Consider the following 12,443-nt stretch of genomic DNA (forward strand, 5'->3'; position numbering starts at 1 on the left):
AGGGGTTATGGACTATGGCGACGTTAAGAACTTGTGATCAAGGACACGAGTACTACAAAGTAGCGATTGTCCAACTTGCCCAACCTGTGAGAAAGAGAGAAAGCCAAAAGAAGGCTTTCTTTCTCTTCTTTCAGCACCAGCAAGGCGAGCGTTAGAGCACCATGGAATAAAGACTGAAGCAGAACTTTCAAAGTATAGTGAAAAAGAAATTTTGAAACTGCACGGTATAGGACCAGCATCTTTACCTAAATTGAGAGCGGCTTTAGAAGATAAGGGATTATCATTTCAATAAAGAAAAACTAATCATTAGTGAGGAGTAGCATCTTAAACTAATGATTAGTTTATATAATCGAATTGATTATAATATTAAGGAAGGAAGTGCAACACTATGGATTTTGAAACAGTAATGCAAGAGCTTGAAACTCTCGGCAAGGAACGAACTAAAAAAATATACATATCCAATGGTGCAAAGGATCCACTTTTTGGCGTAGCTACAGGTGCTATGAAACCAATCGCAAAGAAAATAAAAATAAATCAAAGTTTAGCTGAAGAGCTGTATGCCACAGGTAACTACGATGCAATGTACTTTGCAGGCATTATTGCAGACCCAAAAATTATGAATGAATCGGATTTTGATCGTTGGATGGATGGGGCGTACTTTTATATGCTGTCCGATTATGTGGTGGCAGTAACTTTATCAGAATCAGATTTTGCACAAGACGTTGCTGATAAATGGATTGCAAGTGGTAACGAACTAAGAATGTCCGCGGGCTGGAGTTGCTACTGCTGGCTTTTAGGGAATCGAAAAGACCATGAATTTTCCGGAAGTAAGATTACCAGTATGCTAGAAGTTGTGAAAAATACAATTCACGATGCGCCAGAACGAACGAAATCCGCTATGAATAATTTTCTAAACACTGTGGGGATTTCATATGTGCCGCTACATGAAAAGGCAGTTGAAACTGCAAAGGAAGTAGGCATAGTGGAGCTAAAACGGGACAACAAAAAAAGCAGTTTTCTAAATGCTTACGAAAGTATTCATAAAGAACTTGATAGAGGAAGACTCGGATTCAAACGTAAATATGTAAGATGTTAAAATTAAAAGAAACAGCCCTAGCTCTACACAAAATAGAGCTAAGGCTGTTTCTTTTTTACGCTGTTCCAATCTGATCTTGATCTGCCACATCAGAATCAAATGTATTTGTTGCGCTAACGCCGTTAAAAGTATTGACGACAAATCCGACATTGGAAGCCCCGGATCCGTTATAAGCTTTCGTATTTTCTTTCGGAGACACATTATAAAAATCTCCTAAGTTGAAAGAGCCGTTACTGTTTTGAACGACGAGATTTCCTACAACCGAAGGCATACCATCCACCTACTTTACTAAGCTTTTTAATTACTATATGAATTATTTAGAGGAAGGTTCATCAGTAATAAATTGGCGGATTTGTAGCGTACGAGAATTATTAAAAACATAGTCAACATTGCCGATTTGGAAGCACGCGGAATTTAAAAGGGTTCGCAAGTGAACATCATTTACTTCAATAAAAGGGCACTCATTTACAATATTCATTTTTACATCTGTTGTTCGCTTTGGAATTGTAATGTACTCATCTGTAAAGATTTCAAACGCATCAAAACGACCTTCACCTTTTATATAACAAGGGATTTCTCGATGAACGATAAGTGCTCTATTTTTTAATTCTATTTGATTAGAATCCCCGGCCTGGAAGACGGCTGAAACCCCCATAGAAATGATAGAAACATTTTGTACAATTGAAGTATGACGGAGCATAATTTTTCCTCTCCTCAACCTGGAGTCGGAGGGACATCTGTTACTAATGGTACAAATGGTCCCTCTGTAACAGATTCGAATGGCGTATCAAGAATAGAAGAAAGGATGAGAAGGTTTGCATCTCCAATTAAAAATAATGCGGAAGAAGAAACCCCGTTCATTTTAATCTGGCCTACTTTTAACTCGCGGTTTACAACATTTAAATTCATACATACTCACTCCTTTCGGAAATTGCCCGGTATGTGTTGAATAAAGGAAAGGAACGCCTTGTCAATATCTTGTTTCATCGCTTGAATAATGATGTCTCGTAAATAATCGGGATCTGTGGAAATACCCTCATACGATTGAACTTGTGATAAATAATATGGAAGTCTATGTTCCATCTGTTTTTTTATGTCATCCACCATCATTTGTCGATACATCTCATCAAGCGGCGTTCTCTCTTCTTGTTCAAAATGGAGAATTCGACTATACGCTTCTTCATCTAAATAGCGATGCATTTCTTGGAGGATACCTTGATAAAAGTCTGGATTTGTTTCTGTTTCAGGATTTACTTTTAATGTTTCTGTATCCACTTGAAAATCTTCAATTTGTTGCCCTTTTGTTGAAAATGGATTCAAGCCAATATTTAAAGTGCCGTTTAAATTTTCTACTTTTAATTGATCGAATTTATATTCCACTTTTCCTATAGAAGAGGAGGGACGACTTTTTAACTCATTAAGCTCTTCTTGTAGTAGGCGAACTTGCTCTTCAAGGTTTAGAATAGTTTGCTGCTGTATGTGGAGAGCTTGTTGAAGTTGGTGTAGGTAAGTATATATATCTTGATTCATTTGTGAAACCTCCTTTTCAATAGGGAGGGGAAATATATTCCTGCTATATATTTATGACAAGGATACCTTAAGAAGAACTAGTTGATGGTTTGATGGAAATAATTTGTCCTTTCGCATGTAAAGGGCGAAGCGGTTCTGTAAATCCGCCAGAATTTGAGAATTTAGAAAGAGCCTTAATACTACCTGCAGTTCCAATTTGAAAAACGGAAGAGGTCGTAATGCTATCGATTTTAATGCTGTTAATGATGATACTTTGGTTCACATAAAAATTCAATGCAATCGCCCCCTTTAGTTCGAACCAATTATTGCTTGATCAATTACATCTGAATCATTGACGGTCGTTGAGCTTTGATAATTGTAGACAGAGACGTTATCCCCAACATTAAATGAACCGGCTCCGGCAAAAGCGCGTGAATAACTAATAGGCCTAATCGCAAATACATCTCCAATATGAAAAATACCACTTGATCCAATGTTAACGATACGAATATGTCCGACCATAGCTGGCATACAAAACACCTTTCGTTTTTAAAATTTTCTTTTCTACTATTGTATGGGCATTTTCAATAAAATGTGTATTTTTTCGAAATAAAAGAAACACATACGTTATTGCGTATGTGTTTCGAACATTTGAGTATGTGTGCAATCTGTATGTATAGGCCAAACAACATTTAAGAGCCTGTCCAATTCCTGGCTACAATCTACTGTTTTTTGAGAAGTCATTCCGTAGCGTTCAGCAAAATAGATCATTTTTTCGCGTTTTTTTTCGATAGCTTGCTCAAACATTGAAATCGGCTCCATCTCTCAATAAATTTTATGTATATATGTAGTACATATTATACAAAAATCCCATAAAAAAGAAACATCTTCGCTAAAAAAAGTATAATTTCTACATTTTATGTCAAATAACGGATGAGGAACAAATGTAAGAATGGTTGAATATTGTAAAAATTAGCGTGTGTAAGAAGGTTTTTTTCTTAAGGATGCGAATACAATTATAGGGTATGAGTTTTAGGATGGAGAGTGGAAATGTTGCGTTTTGTAACGGCGAAGAAAGAAGAAAAAGTATTTGTAGGTATTGTGGATGAAGAGGAAGAAAAGGTATTACATTTAAGAGAAGCGCAAAGACAAAAAGGGGAAAAGGTTACTATCCCAATTACCATGTTAGAGTGTATTGAAAGAGGAAGCGAATGTCTTGAGAAAGTGTACGATATTGTAAATTGGGCGAAGGAAAATGCGGGATCGGCGTATTATCCGTTAGCAGAGGTGAAAATATTAGCACCGATTCCAAGGCCGAGAAAAAATATTCTTTGTGTTGGAAAGAACTATCGTGAGCATGCGGTAGAAATGGGCGGAGTAGAGTCTATCCCTGAAAATATAATGATTTTTACAAAGGCGCCAACAACAGTGATTGGAATTGATGAGCAAATTAATGGTCACCCTCACGCGACGAATGAACTTGATTACGAAGGTGAACTAGCAATCGTTATCGGTAAGCGAGGGAAACAAATAAAAATAGAAAAAGCTCTTGATCATGTTTTTGGATATACAGTTATAAATGATGTAACTGCTCGGGATATTCAAAGAAAACATAAACAATTTTTCCTAGGGAAAAGTTTCGATACATTTTGTCCGATGGGACCGTATTTAATTCATAAATCGATGGTTAGAACGCCGAATGCATTACACATTGAAACAGTGGTAAATGGAGAAGTAAGGCAAACTTCAAATACGAGAGAAATGATTTTTTCAGTAGAAGAGATTATTTCAACTATAAGTAAAGGCATGACATTAGAGCCAGGAGATATCATTGCAACAGGGACACCAGCTGGTGTTGGTAAAGGTTTTACACCACCGAAGTTTTTACATGCTGGTGATGAAGTTGTTATTACAGTAGAGGGAATTGGTACGTTAAGAAATATAGTGAAATGAAAAAAGAGCTATCTTGTGAAAAGATAGCTCTTTTCTATGGGCGTGGATTAACGGAGTAATCTATGATGGCGAAAATATACAATCCGATTAATGCTAAAGTACAAATTCCAATTAGCATAACTGCAAGTGCGCTTCTCTCACGGCCAAAACCGATAATTGTAAGGAAAACAGCAGCCCAAAATGATGTTTTGAGTAGTGTGAATGTATTAGGAGTTGAATAATGACTGAGTAAAGTTGTAGATAATATGAAGCCGATGAATGTCATAGAAATAAAAATTGTAGCTAAATTGTTAATGTGTTTACCGTATTTCAATAGCATACAGTTACCCCCTTTTTAACGAAAAACAGAATATTCAATTTTATTTTACGATAAACTACTAAAAAAAGAAAGAGGTTGTCCTATATTTAGGACAACCTCACTATGATTAAGATAGTACAGCTTTAATTTTTTGGAACGCCCACTCTAAATCTTCTTCAGAGATTACTAGAGGTGGTGCAATACGAATTACGTTTTCGTGTGTTTCTTTACATAATAGACCAGCTGCTTTTAGTTGTTCACAGTAAGGACGAGCTGGCTCGTTTAATTCGATACCGATGAATAAACCTTTACCGCGAATGTCAGTAATCATTGGATTATCAATTTCTTTTAATTGCCCAACTAGTTTTTCTCCTAATTGAAGAGAACGCTCTGTTAATTTTTCTTCTTCTAATACTTCAAGAGCTGCAATAGAAACAGCACATGCAAGTGGGTTACCACCGAATGTAGAACCGTGAGAACCTGGCTCGAATACACCTAAAATGTCGCTGTTTGCTGCAACACAAGAGATTGGGAATACGCCGCCGCCAAGTGCTTTACCAAGTATGTACATGTCAGGAGTTACATTGTCCCAGTCGCAAGCAAATACTTTACCCGTACGGCCTAAGCCTGTTTGGATTTCATCTGCTACGAATAAAACGTTTTCTTTTTTACATACTTCAAAAGCTTCTTGTAAGAAACCAGCTGGTGGAATGTTAATTCCTGCTTCACCTTGGATTGGCTCTAAAATGAATGCAGCTGTATTTGGTGTAATCGCAGCTTTTAACGCTTCTAAATCACCATAAGGAATTACAATAATGCCAGGAAGCATTGGACCGAAGCCGCGCTTGTACTCTTCGTTTGATGACATAGAAACAGCACCCATTGTACGTCCGTGGAAGTTATCTTCACAAACGATGATTTCTGCACGGTTTGCTTCTACCTTTTTCACATCATAAGCCCAGCGACGAGCTGTTTTAATTGCAGTTTCAACAGCCTCTGCACCTGTATTCATAGGAAGTACCATATTTTTATTTGTTAGTTTCGCAACTTTTTCGTACCAAGGACCTAATTGATCGCTATGGAAAGCACGAGAAGTTAACGTCACTCGATTAGCTTGGTCAATTAAAGCGTTAATGATTTTTGGATGACGATGACCTTGGTTTACTGCAGAATATGCACTTAATAAGTCCATATAGCGGTTTCCTTCAGGATCTTCTACCCAAACGCCTTCTGCTTTAGAAATAACGATTGGAAGTGGATGGTAGTTATTTGCCCCGTATGTGTCTGTAAGTTCGATAATATCCTTAGTTTGAATCATGATTGTTCCCCCTTTTGTTATTACAAGAAGTTTGTAAATACTCTAAATATTATAGCATTTAAATATAAAAAAGCGAAACATTTCCTGAAAATATATGAACATGTTATCATATAGAGTGAAAAAGTGTGAAAAAGAGGAGGCAGGGATACGATGGTACATATGCATATTACAGCATGGGCGTTAGGATTAATTTTATTCTTCGTTGCGTATTCACTTTATTCAGCAGGAAGAAAAGGTAAAGGTGTACATATGGGGCTTCGCCTTATGTATATCATCATTATTGTGACAGGTTTCATGTTGTACATGAGTATTGTGAAGACGGCAACAGGTAGCATGCACATGTGGTACGGCATGAAAATGCTAGCTGGTATATTAGTAATCGCTGGAATGGAAATGGTTCTTGTGAAAATGAGCAAAAACAAACCAACAGGGGCGGTTTGGGGCTTATTTATTGTCGCGCTAGTAGCGGTATTATACTTAGGACTAAAATTACCGCTTGGCTGGTACGTATTCAAATAAAAATAAAACCACCTTATGATCTCAAATATTTGGGAGATAAGGTGGTTTTTATTTTATGTCGCATCAATATGCAACTCTTCTCCGTTTACTTTCGTAAATCGCAAAATATTTTTATTAGAGGAAGAGTGGCGTACAAAATGATGCTGCAATGTACAAATCATTTCGTCGTTATCGAATAAAAGAATATTTACTCCTTCGCATGCTTCCTCTTTTGGCAAGAAGGATAAATAATTATGACAATACATGCAATCATATAAAGAGTAATTAAGTGATTGCAATGATTCGGTTAATAATGTAAAGACAGAGTCAGGTAATTCCTCAAGCCATTCATTATAGCTAAGAAGTAATTTTTTTCGAATTCGTATCATTTCCCCGTTTTGGAGAGAATGTTGTTCATTTGCAATTTGTAATATGTCTTGTTCATAAAAACGAGCTGGTAGCCAATTGTTGTTATATAAAATTTCAAAACCATCTTCAGCAATATCTTCTAATAGAAAAGCCTCATCATTTTCATCATCAAAGAATACCCATTCTTTGTTTATATATTCTACATTACCGACTGTATGAGCGCGCGGTTGGTTATACAAAATATGTTTGCGTTGTATCATAGTTCATTTCTCCTTTTATAGAAATAGTTATTCTTGTTATGGACAGTTCGTACGTTCTTTATAACTAGACACACCTAAAGATAGATGGGCATACAATAAAACACGCTTTACACTGTGAAACTGCTATTCCATATATGGATAGTTAGTTATCGTCAAGTTTGTTGTTTTTATGTATCCGCACTCATAGGGTGGGGATTACTGCACGTTCAGAAACAGATATTAGATTAGGAAGGATGATTCTTATGTGCGGGATTACAGGATGGGTGGATTATAAACGCTCATTAGAAGGGGAAAGGGACATCGTGACGAAGATGGCGGAAACGCTAGCGAAACGCGGTCCAGATGATAATAAAGTTTGGATTAAAGGGAACGTCGCATTTGGGCATAAACGGTTAATCGTTGTAGATCCTGAAGGTGGTAAACAACCCATGACTTGTTTAAAAGACGAAACGAGTTATGCGATTTGCTATAACGGAGAGCTCTACAATACAGAAGATATTCGCAAAGAGTTATTAAGAAGAGGTTATACATTTAAAGGGCATTCCGATACAGAAGTACTATTGGCATCTTATATTGAATGGAAAGAAGAATGTGTCGATCATTTAAACGGTATATATGCGTTTGCAGTATGGGATGAGAAAAATGAAAGAGTCTTTATTGCCAGAGATCGATTAGGTGTAAAACCGCTTTTTTATAAATATGATAGCGGACGATTATTATTTGGTTCAGAGTTAAAAGCGATACTAGCGCATCCAGATGTGAAGGCGGAAGTAACGTTAGAAGGGTTGTCAGAAATATTTGGCCTCGGACCATCTAGAACACCTGGTCACGGTATATATGCTGGTATTCAAGAACTGCGTCCGGGTCATGCAATGACGTTCTCAAAAGACGGTTTATGTATATGGAGATATTGGAATGTAAAAAGTGAAAAACATGAAGATTCATTTGAAGAAACAGTAGAGAAAACTCGTTTTTTATTACAAGATGCGATTACGAGACAATTAGTTTCTGACGTACCACTATGCACTTTTTTATCAGGAGGTGTAGATTCAAGTGCTATCACAGCAATAGCTGCAAAAGAGTATGAAAGATCAGGAAAAGGGCAATTACACACGTATTCTGTTGACTATGAAGATAACGAAAAATACTTTAAAGCGAATGCGTTTCAGCCCAATTCAGATGCTCCATTTATTCATTTAATGACGGAGACGTTTCAAACAATTCATCATCGCTGCGTCATTTCAAATGAACAACTAGCACAGTATTTAACAGAAGCGGTACTCGTTCGCGATTTGCCTGGTATGGCAGATATTGATTCTTCATTATTATGGTTTTGCCGTGAAATAAAACAAGATTTTGTCGTCGGTTTATCTGGAGAATGTGCAGATGAAATATTCGGAGGTTATCCGTGGTTTTATAGAGAAGATGATTTACAATCAAGTGCATTTCCGTGGATGCGATCTACAGAAGCACGTGAACAACTGCTAAAGAAAGAATGGAGAAATAAATTAAATTTACAACAATATGTACAGCAGCGTTATGAAGAATCCATTCAAGAAGTTCCTATTTTAGAGGGAGAAAGCCCAATTGAAGCGAAGAGACGACAACTATTTTACTTGAACATGGTATGGTTTATGACAACATTATTAGACAGAAAAGACCGTATGAGTATGGGGGCAAGCTTAGAAGTACGCGTTCCGTTTGCAGACCACCGACTTGTCGAATATGCGTGGAATATTCCTTGGGAAATGAAAATGTATAAAAACCGCGAAAAAGGTCTATTGCGTAAGGCGTTAGAAGGATTACTTCCAAATGATATATTATATAGAAAGAAAAGTCCGTATCCGAAAACGCATAATCCGCACTATACGAAAGCAGTAACAGTATGGCTCCAAGATTTATTAACGGATAAAGGCTCAATTTTGCACGAGTTATTTGATAAAGAGCAATTGAGCGGATTGATTAAGTCAGGCGGCAGTGCATTTCAATCGCCTTGGTTCGGTCAATTAATGACTGGGCCTCAGCTTTTAGCTCATTTAGCGCAAATTCACGTTTGGTTTAAAGAGTATGGGGTAAATATTAAAGAATAGGAGAAAGGGCGACTTACAAAACATATGTAAGTCGCTTTTTTATTAAATGAATTGTCATATAAAATTCGAAAACATATTAGAAACAATACTTATTTAGAATTATTATTTTGACGTACTTATTATTGCTTGTTATAATTGGAAACAAATGTTCTTGAAAAAGATTCTCATTTCCAAAATTGAGGTGCTATATAGATGACGAAGAAAATAGGTTTGCTTGTGATGGCGTATGGAACGCCGGAGTCATTAGATGATGTACACTCACATTCATCACGGGCGTAAGCCGTCTGAAGAAGCGCTTCAAAATTTAACCGGACGGTATAAAGCAATTGAAGGAATTTCACCGCTTGCGAAAATAACGAAAGAGCAGGCGCATAAATTAACAGATTCAATGAATAAAATGTTTACAGAGTATGAATTTGTTTGTTGCTTAGGTTAAAAACACATTGATTCATTTAGAAGTTTTATATGACAACGATTATGAAGATAAAGTTGTAACTGATGAATTAAATGCCGCATATTTTAGACTAAATATGCCCAATTCACAATCTGTATTTATGGATTGTTTAGCTGAAATTGTTTCCAAAAAAATGAAGGAAATAGTTGACAAGGATTTAATTTTGAATAATAATTAGTTTATAATGATTTTAAATAAATAATAATTACTATGAAAGAAAGAGGAGGATCCCCCTGATGAATCCAAATAATCGCTTAACAACAAACCAAGGTGCTCCAGTTGGAGATAACCAAAACTCTCGTACAGCTGGTCGCCGTGGACCGGTATTGTTAGAAGACTATCATTTAGTAGAAAAACTTGCTCACTTTGATCGTGAACGTATTCCGGAGCGTGTTGTGCATGCACGTGGTGCAGGTGCTCACGGTGTATTCGTAACGAAAAACAGCATGAAGCAATATACGAAAGCAGCGTTTTTACAAAATGAAGGAACTGAAACACCTGTATTCGTTCGTTTCTCAACGGTTATTCATGGTCAAGGTTCTCCAGAGACAGCTCGTGATCCGCGTGGGTTCGCTGTTAAATTCTATACAGAAGAAGGAAACTACGATATCGTAGGTAACCATTTACCAGTTTTCTTCATTCGTGACGCAATTAAATTCCCAGACATGGTGCATTCTTTAAAACCAGCACCTGATACAAATGTCCAAACGCCAGATCGTTACTGGGATTTCATGACGTTAACTCCAGAATCTACACATATGATGACATGGGTATTTTCTGATTATGGTACACCAGCAAACTACCGTGAAATGGAAGGTTTCGGCGTACATTCATTTAAATGGATTAATGCAGAAGGTAAAATTGTTTACATTAAATATCATTGGAAGCCACAGCAAGGTGTGCGTAACTTAAGTGCAAAAGAAGTCGAGCAAGTACAAGGAAAAGACTTCAACCATGCAACTCGTGATTTATTCGATGCAATCGAAAAAGGAAATTATCCAAAGTGGGATTTACACGTACAAGTAATGCAACTAGATGAAACGGACTCTTTAGACTTCGATCCACTAGATCCAACGAAAGTATGGCCAGAAGATCGTTTCCCATTAATTGAAGTAGGGACGATGACGTTAAATCGTAACCCGAAAAACTTCTTCGCAGAAGTAGAGCAAGTGGCGTTCTCTCCAAGTGCAACTGTAAATGGCATCGAACCATCTGAAGATAAATTATTACAAGGGCGTTTATTCTCTTACCCAGATACACAGCGTTATCGCCTTGGTGCAAACTACTTACAAATTCCTGTAAACTGCCCATACGCAGCTGTTCATAACCAACAACGTGATGGTGCAATGCAAGTAAATCAAAACCCATCTACAGTAAACTACGAACCGAGCCGTCATACAGAAAATCCGGTTGAAGATCGGGCTTACCGCGATTCAACTATGAAAGTAGAAGGCTACGTATCTCGTGAAAAAATTGAGAAACCAAATGACTTTAAACAAGCAGGTGAGCGTTACCGTTCATTCTCTAAAGAAGAACAAGACAACTTAATTGCAAACTTAACAAACGACTTAAAAGACGTAAATGAGCGCACGAAATTATTAGCTGTTTGTAACTTCTTCCGTGCAGATCAAGAGTACGGCATGCGTTTAGCTGGGGCGTTAAATGTTGATATTACGCAGTATGTAGGGAATGTTCCGAAGTAAATAGGAAAAGACGACTGGAAGAATTTTCGGTCGTCTTTTTTTGTGTAAAAGATGTTATACTTTTGTCGAAAAAATTTTACATATAAGAGGTGTATTTTATGAATGTTGCTATTTTTATTCGTAGTATTTGCTATTGTAAAAATGTTTATAACAATCGGGAAACAGGGTGATGAGCGCGCCGCGTTTATAAAAAATAAAGCGATGGCTGAGACGTTTCAAATTGCGATGGGGTTAATGGTACTTGAGATGATACCTTTTATTTATCATCGGTTTAATGAAACGGTAGGGACACCGTTTAATCCAGTTCGCTTTTTAGCTGTAATAGCGATTGCGTTTCTTATTATATTAAGCTTGAACAAAAGTAAGTACGGTGATTCATAAGTTGTGCAGAGGTATTTCTCGTTTGAGTTACGTAGAATTTTGCAGATAAATCGATATGTTGTGTCGAAAAGTCGATATAATAGAAGGAAACGATCGGTATATTTAAAAAATCGTTGATATATTTTCTATAATACTAGATGGGGTATACATGAGCGTAAATGCGAATAAATTATATGTATAAATTTCGCTATATAGCAAAAACGATAAGTGTAATAATTTCCTTTTACTTAGTAAAACTAAGTGGCCTGAGTTCTACATCAATAGGAACTCAGGCTTTTTTATGCGAAAAATTTATGAAGTCTTTTTGGAATAAAACTTAGGACAAGAAAGAGTGCGATTTCACCTAAAATAGCGACAGTAATATTGAATAAGAAGGTGCGGAAATTTACAGTGATGTGATTGAGGATAGCGTATTTCCAGTAGGATAAGCTCATGAAAATCACTCCTTATAGTGTTTTTTATAGTATATAAAAGTTGTTTCGTAAAAGTGCATGTCCTTGTTTATAATTTGTAA

General features: G+C 36.7%; 16 protein-coding genes and 2 pseudogenes. 8 read left to right on the forward strand and 10 right to left on the reverse strand.

All coding sequences use genetic code 11. The features are described 5' to 3' along the window. Positions 1–14 precede the first annotated feature (14 nt). Positions 15–292, forward strand: a pseudogene (locus DET63_RS20065) (RNA polymerase alpha subunit C-terminal domain-containing protein). Positions 293–388: 96 nt separating this feature from the next. Next, positions 389–1,096 (forward strand): DNA alkylation repair protein, encoded by a 708-nt coding sequence (locus DET63_RS20070; protein ID WP_113937652.1) that lies wholly within the window; start codon positions 389–391, stop codon positions 1,094–1,096. Positions 1,097–1,151: 55 nt separating this feature from the next. On the opposite strand, the gene gerPF is transcribed toward DET63_RS20070, so the two are convergent. The 7 genes from gerPF to DET63_RS20105 all read right to left on the reverse strand — a co-directional run bounded on the left by gerPF (position 1,152) and on the right by DET63_RS20105 (position 3,412). Beyond that, positions 1,152–1,367, reverse strand: coding sequence for a spore germination protein GerPF (gerPF, locus tag DET63_RS20075; RefSeq protein WP_001141566.1), 216 nt, complete (start codon positions 1,365–1,367; stop codon positions 1,152–1,154). A gap of 42 nt (positions 1,368–1,409) precedes the next feature. Continuing rightward, positions 1,410–1,796 (reverse strand): spore germination protein GerPE, encoded by a 387-nt coding sequence (locus tag DET63_RS20080; protein WP_113937653.1) that lies wholly within the window; start codon positions 1,794–1,796, stop codon positions 1,410–1,412. Between the two features lie 14 nt (positions 1,797–1,810). After that, the gene (gerPD, locus tag DET63_RS20085) at positions 1,811–2,005 is read right to left on the reverse strand and encodes a spore germination protein GerPD (RefSeq protein ID WP_001052805.1); all 195 of its coding nucleotides are present in this window, start codon (positions 2,003–2,005) and stop codon (positions 1,811–1,813) included. Positions 2,006–2,011: 6 nt separating this feature from the next. Beyond that, positions 2,012–2,626 (reverse strand): spore germination protein GerPC, encoded by a 615-nt coding sequence (gene gerPC / locus DET63_RS20090; RefSeq protein WP_113937654.1) that lies wholly within the window; start codon positions 2,624–2,626, stop codon positions 2,012–2,014. A 67-nt stretch (positions 2,627–2,693) separates the two neighbouring features. Next, a complete protein-coding gene (gerPB, locus tag DET63_RS20095; RefSeq protein WP_001012505.1) occupies positions 2,694–2,900 on the reverse strand; it encodes a spore germination protein GerPB in 207 nt (68 codons plus the stop codon). A 14-nt stretch (positions 2,901–2,914) separates the two neighbouring features. Beyond that, a complete protein-coding gene (gene gerPA / locus DET63_RS20100) occupies positions 2,915–3,136 on the reverse strand; it encodes a spore germination protein GerPA (RefSeq protein WP_001111190.1) in 222 nt (73 codons plus the stop codon). A gap of 96 nt (positions 3,137–3,232) precedes the next feature. After that, positions 3,233–3,412, reverse strand: coding sequence for an aspartyl-phosphate phosphatase Spo0E family protein (locus DET63_RS20105; protein WP_002087032.1), 180 nt, complete (start codon positions 3,410–3,412; stop codon positions 3,233–3,235). 243 nt (positions 3,413–3,655) lie between these two features. On the opposite strand from DET63_RS20105, the gene DET63_RS20110 reads away from it, so the two are divergent. Beyond that, on the forward strand, positions 3,656–4,558 hold the full coding sequence (locus tag DET63_RS20110) for a fumarylacetoacetate hydrolase family protein (RefSeq protein ID WP_002125896.1): 903 nt from the start codon (positions 3,656–3,658) through the stop codon (positions 4,556–4,558). A 34-nt stretch (positions 4,559–4,592) separates the two neighbouring features. Here the strand turns inward: DET63_RS20110 and DET63_RS20115 are convergent, their stop codons facing one another. Both DET63_RS20115 and rocD read right to left on the reverse strand, forming a co-directional pair. Beyond that, positions 4,593–4,877, reverse strand: a complete 285-nt coding sequence (locus DET63_RS20115; RefSeq protein WP_000925332.1) for a hypothetical protein — start codon at positions 4,875–4,877, stop codon at positions 4,593–4,595. A gap of 106 nt (positions 4,878–4,983) precedes the next feature. Next, a complete protein-coding gene (gene rocD / locus DET63_RS20120) occupies positions 4,984–6,174 on the reverse strand; it encodes an ornithine aminotransferase (RefSeq protein ID WP_000616665.1) in 1,191 nt (396 codons plus the stop codon). Positions 6,175–6,324: 150 nt separating this feature from the next. Here rocD and DET63_RS20125 point away from each other — a divergent pair, with 150 nt between their 5' ends. Further along, complete coding sequence (locus DET63_RS20125) at positions 6,325–6,693, forward strand: YisL family protein (RefSeq protein WP_002011256.1); 369 nt, start codon at positions 6,325–6,327, stop codon at positions 6,691–6,693. A 53-nt stretch (positions 6,694–6,746) separates the two neighbouring features. Here the strand turns inward: DET63_RS20125 and DET63_RS20130 are convergent, their stop codons facing one another. After that, entirely contained in the window at positions 6,747–7,301 is a 555-nt protein-coding gene (locus tag DET63_RS20130) for a DUF2777 domain-containing protein (RefSeq protein ID WP_002140810.1), read from the reverse strand. Positions 7,302–7,543: 242 nt separating this feature from the next. Between DET63_RS20130 and asnB the strand changes: the two genes are divergently transcribed. The 4 genes and pseudogenes from asnB (at position 7,544) to DET63_RS20150 (ending at position 11,929) form a co-directional block, all read left to right on the forward strand. Beyond that, positions 7,544–9,391, forward strand: a complete 1,848-nt coding sequence (asnB, locus tag DET63_RS20135) for an asparagine synthase (glutamine-hydrolyzing) (RefSeq protein ID WP_113937655.1) — start codon at positions 7,544–7,546, stop codon at positions 9,389–9,391. A 192-nt stretch (positions 9,392–9,583) separates the two neighbouring features. Next, positions 9,584–10,023 (forward strand): annotated as a pseudogene (locus DET63_RS20140) (ferrochelatase). Positions 10,024–10,081: 58 nt separating this feature from the next. Then, positions 10,082–11,548, forward strand: a complete 1,467-nt coding sequence (katB, locus tag DET63_RS20145) for a catalase KatB (RefSeq protein ID WP_113937656.1) — start codon at positions 10,082–10,084, stop codon at positions 11,546–11,548. Between the two features lie 102 nt (positions 11,549–11,650). Continuing rightward, positions 11,651–11,929 carry a hypothetical protein gene (locus DET63_RS20150; protein ID WP_113937657.1) on the forward strand — a complete coding sequence of 93 codons (279 nt, stop codon included), beginning with the start codon at positions 11,651–11,653 and terminating at the stop codon, positions 11,927–11,929. Positions 11,930–12,443 lie beyond the last annotated feature (514 nt).

The sequence above is a fragment of the Bacillus sp. DB-2 genome (assembly GCF_003315125.1).
Lineage (GTDB): Bacteria > Bacillota > Bacilli > Bacillales > Bacillaceae_G > Bacillus_A > Bacillus_A mycoides.

Coding starts and splice junctions, on each gene's coding strand:
- asnB (WP_113937655.1), top strand. CDS start 7,544: ATGTGCGGGATTACAGGATGGGTGGATTATAAACGCTCATTAGAAGGG.
- DET63_RS20130 (WP_002140810.1), bottom strand. CDS start 7,301: ATGATACAACGCAAACATATTTTGTATAACCAACCGCGCGCTCATACA.
- gerPA (WP_001111190.1), bottom strand. CDS start 3,136: ATGCCAGCTATGGTCGGACATATTCGTATCGTTAACATTGGATCAAGT.
- katB (WP_113937656.1), top strand. CDS start 10,082: ATGAATCCAAATAATCGCTTAACAACAAACCAAGGTGCTCCAGTTGGA.
- DET63_RS20080 (WP_113937653.1), bottom strand. CDS start 1,796: ATGCTCCGTCATACTTCAATTGTACAAAATGTTTCTATCATTTCTATG.
- gerPC (WP_113937654.1), bottom strand. CDS start 2,626: ATGAATCAAGATATATATACTTACCTACACCAACTTCAACAAGCTCTC.
- DET63_RS20105 (WP_002087032.1), bottom strand. CDS start 3,412: ATGTTTGAGCAAGCTATCGAAAAAAAACGCGAAAAAATGATCTATTTT.
- DET63_RS20150 (WP_113937657.1), top strand. CDS start 11,651: ATGTTGCTATTTTTATTCGTAGTATTTGCTATTGTAAAAATGTTTATA.
- DET63_RS20110 (WP_002125896.1), top strand. CDS start 3,656: ATGTTGCGTTTTGTAACGGCGAAGAAAGAAGAAAAAGTATTTGTAGGT.
- DET63_RS20070 (WP_113937652.1), top strand. CDS start 389: ATGGATTTTGAAACAGTAATGCAAGAGCTTGAAACTCTCGGCAAGGAA.
- rocD (WP_000616665.1), bottom strand. CDS start 6,174: ATGATTCAAACTAAGGATATTATCGAACTTACAGACACATACGGGGCA.
- gerPD (WP_001052805.1), bottom strand. CDS start 2,005: ATGAATTTAAATGTTGTAAACCGCGAGTTAAAAGTAGGCCAGATTAAA.
- DET63_RS20115 (WP_000925332.1), bottom strand. CDS start 4,877: ATGCTATTGAAATACGGTAAACACATTAACAATTTAGCTACAATTTTT.
- gerPF (WP_001141566.1), bottom strand. CDS start 1,367: ATGCCTTCGGTTGTAGGAAATCTCGTCGTTCAAAACAGTAACGGCTCT.
- DET63_RS20125 (WP_002011256.1), top strand. CDS start 6,325: ATGGTACATATGCATATTACAGCATGGGCGTTAGGATTAATTTTATTC.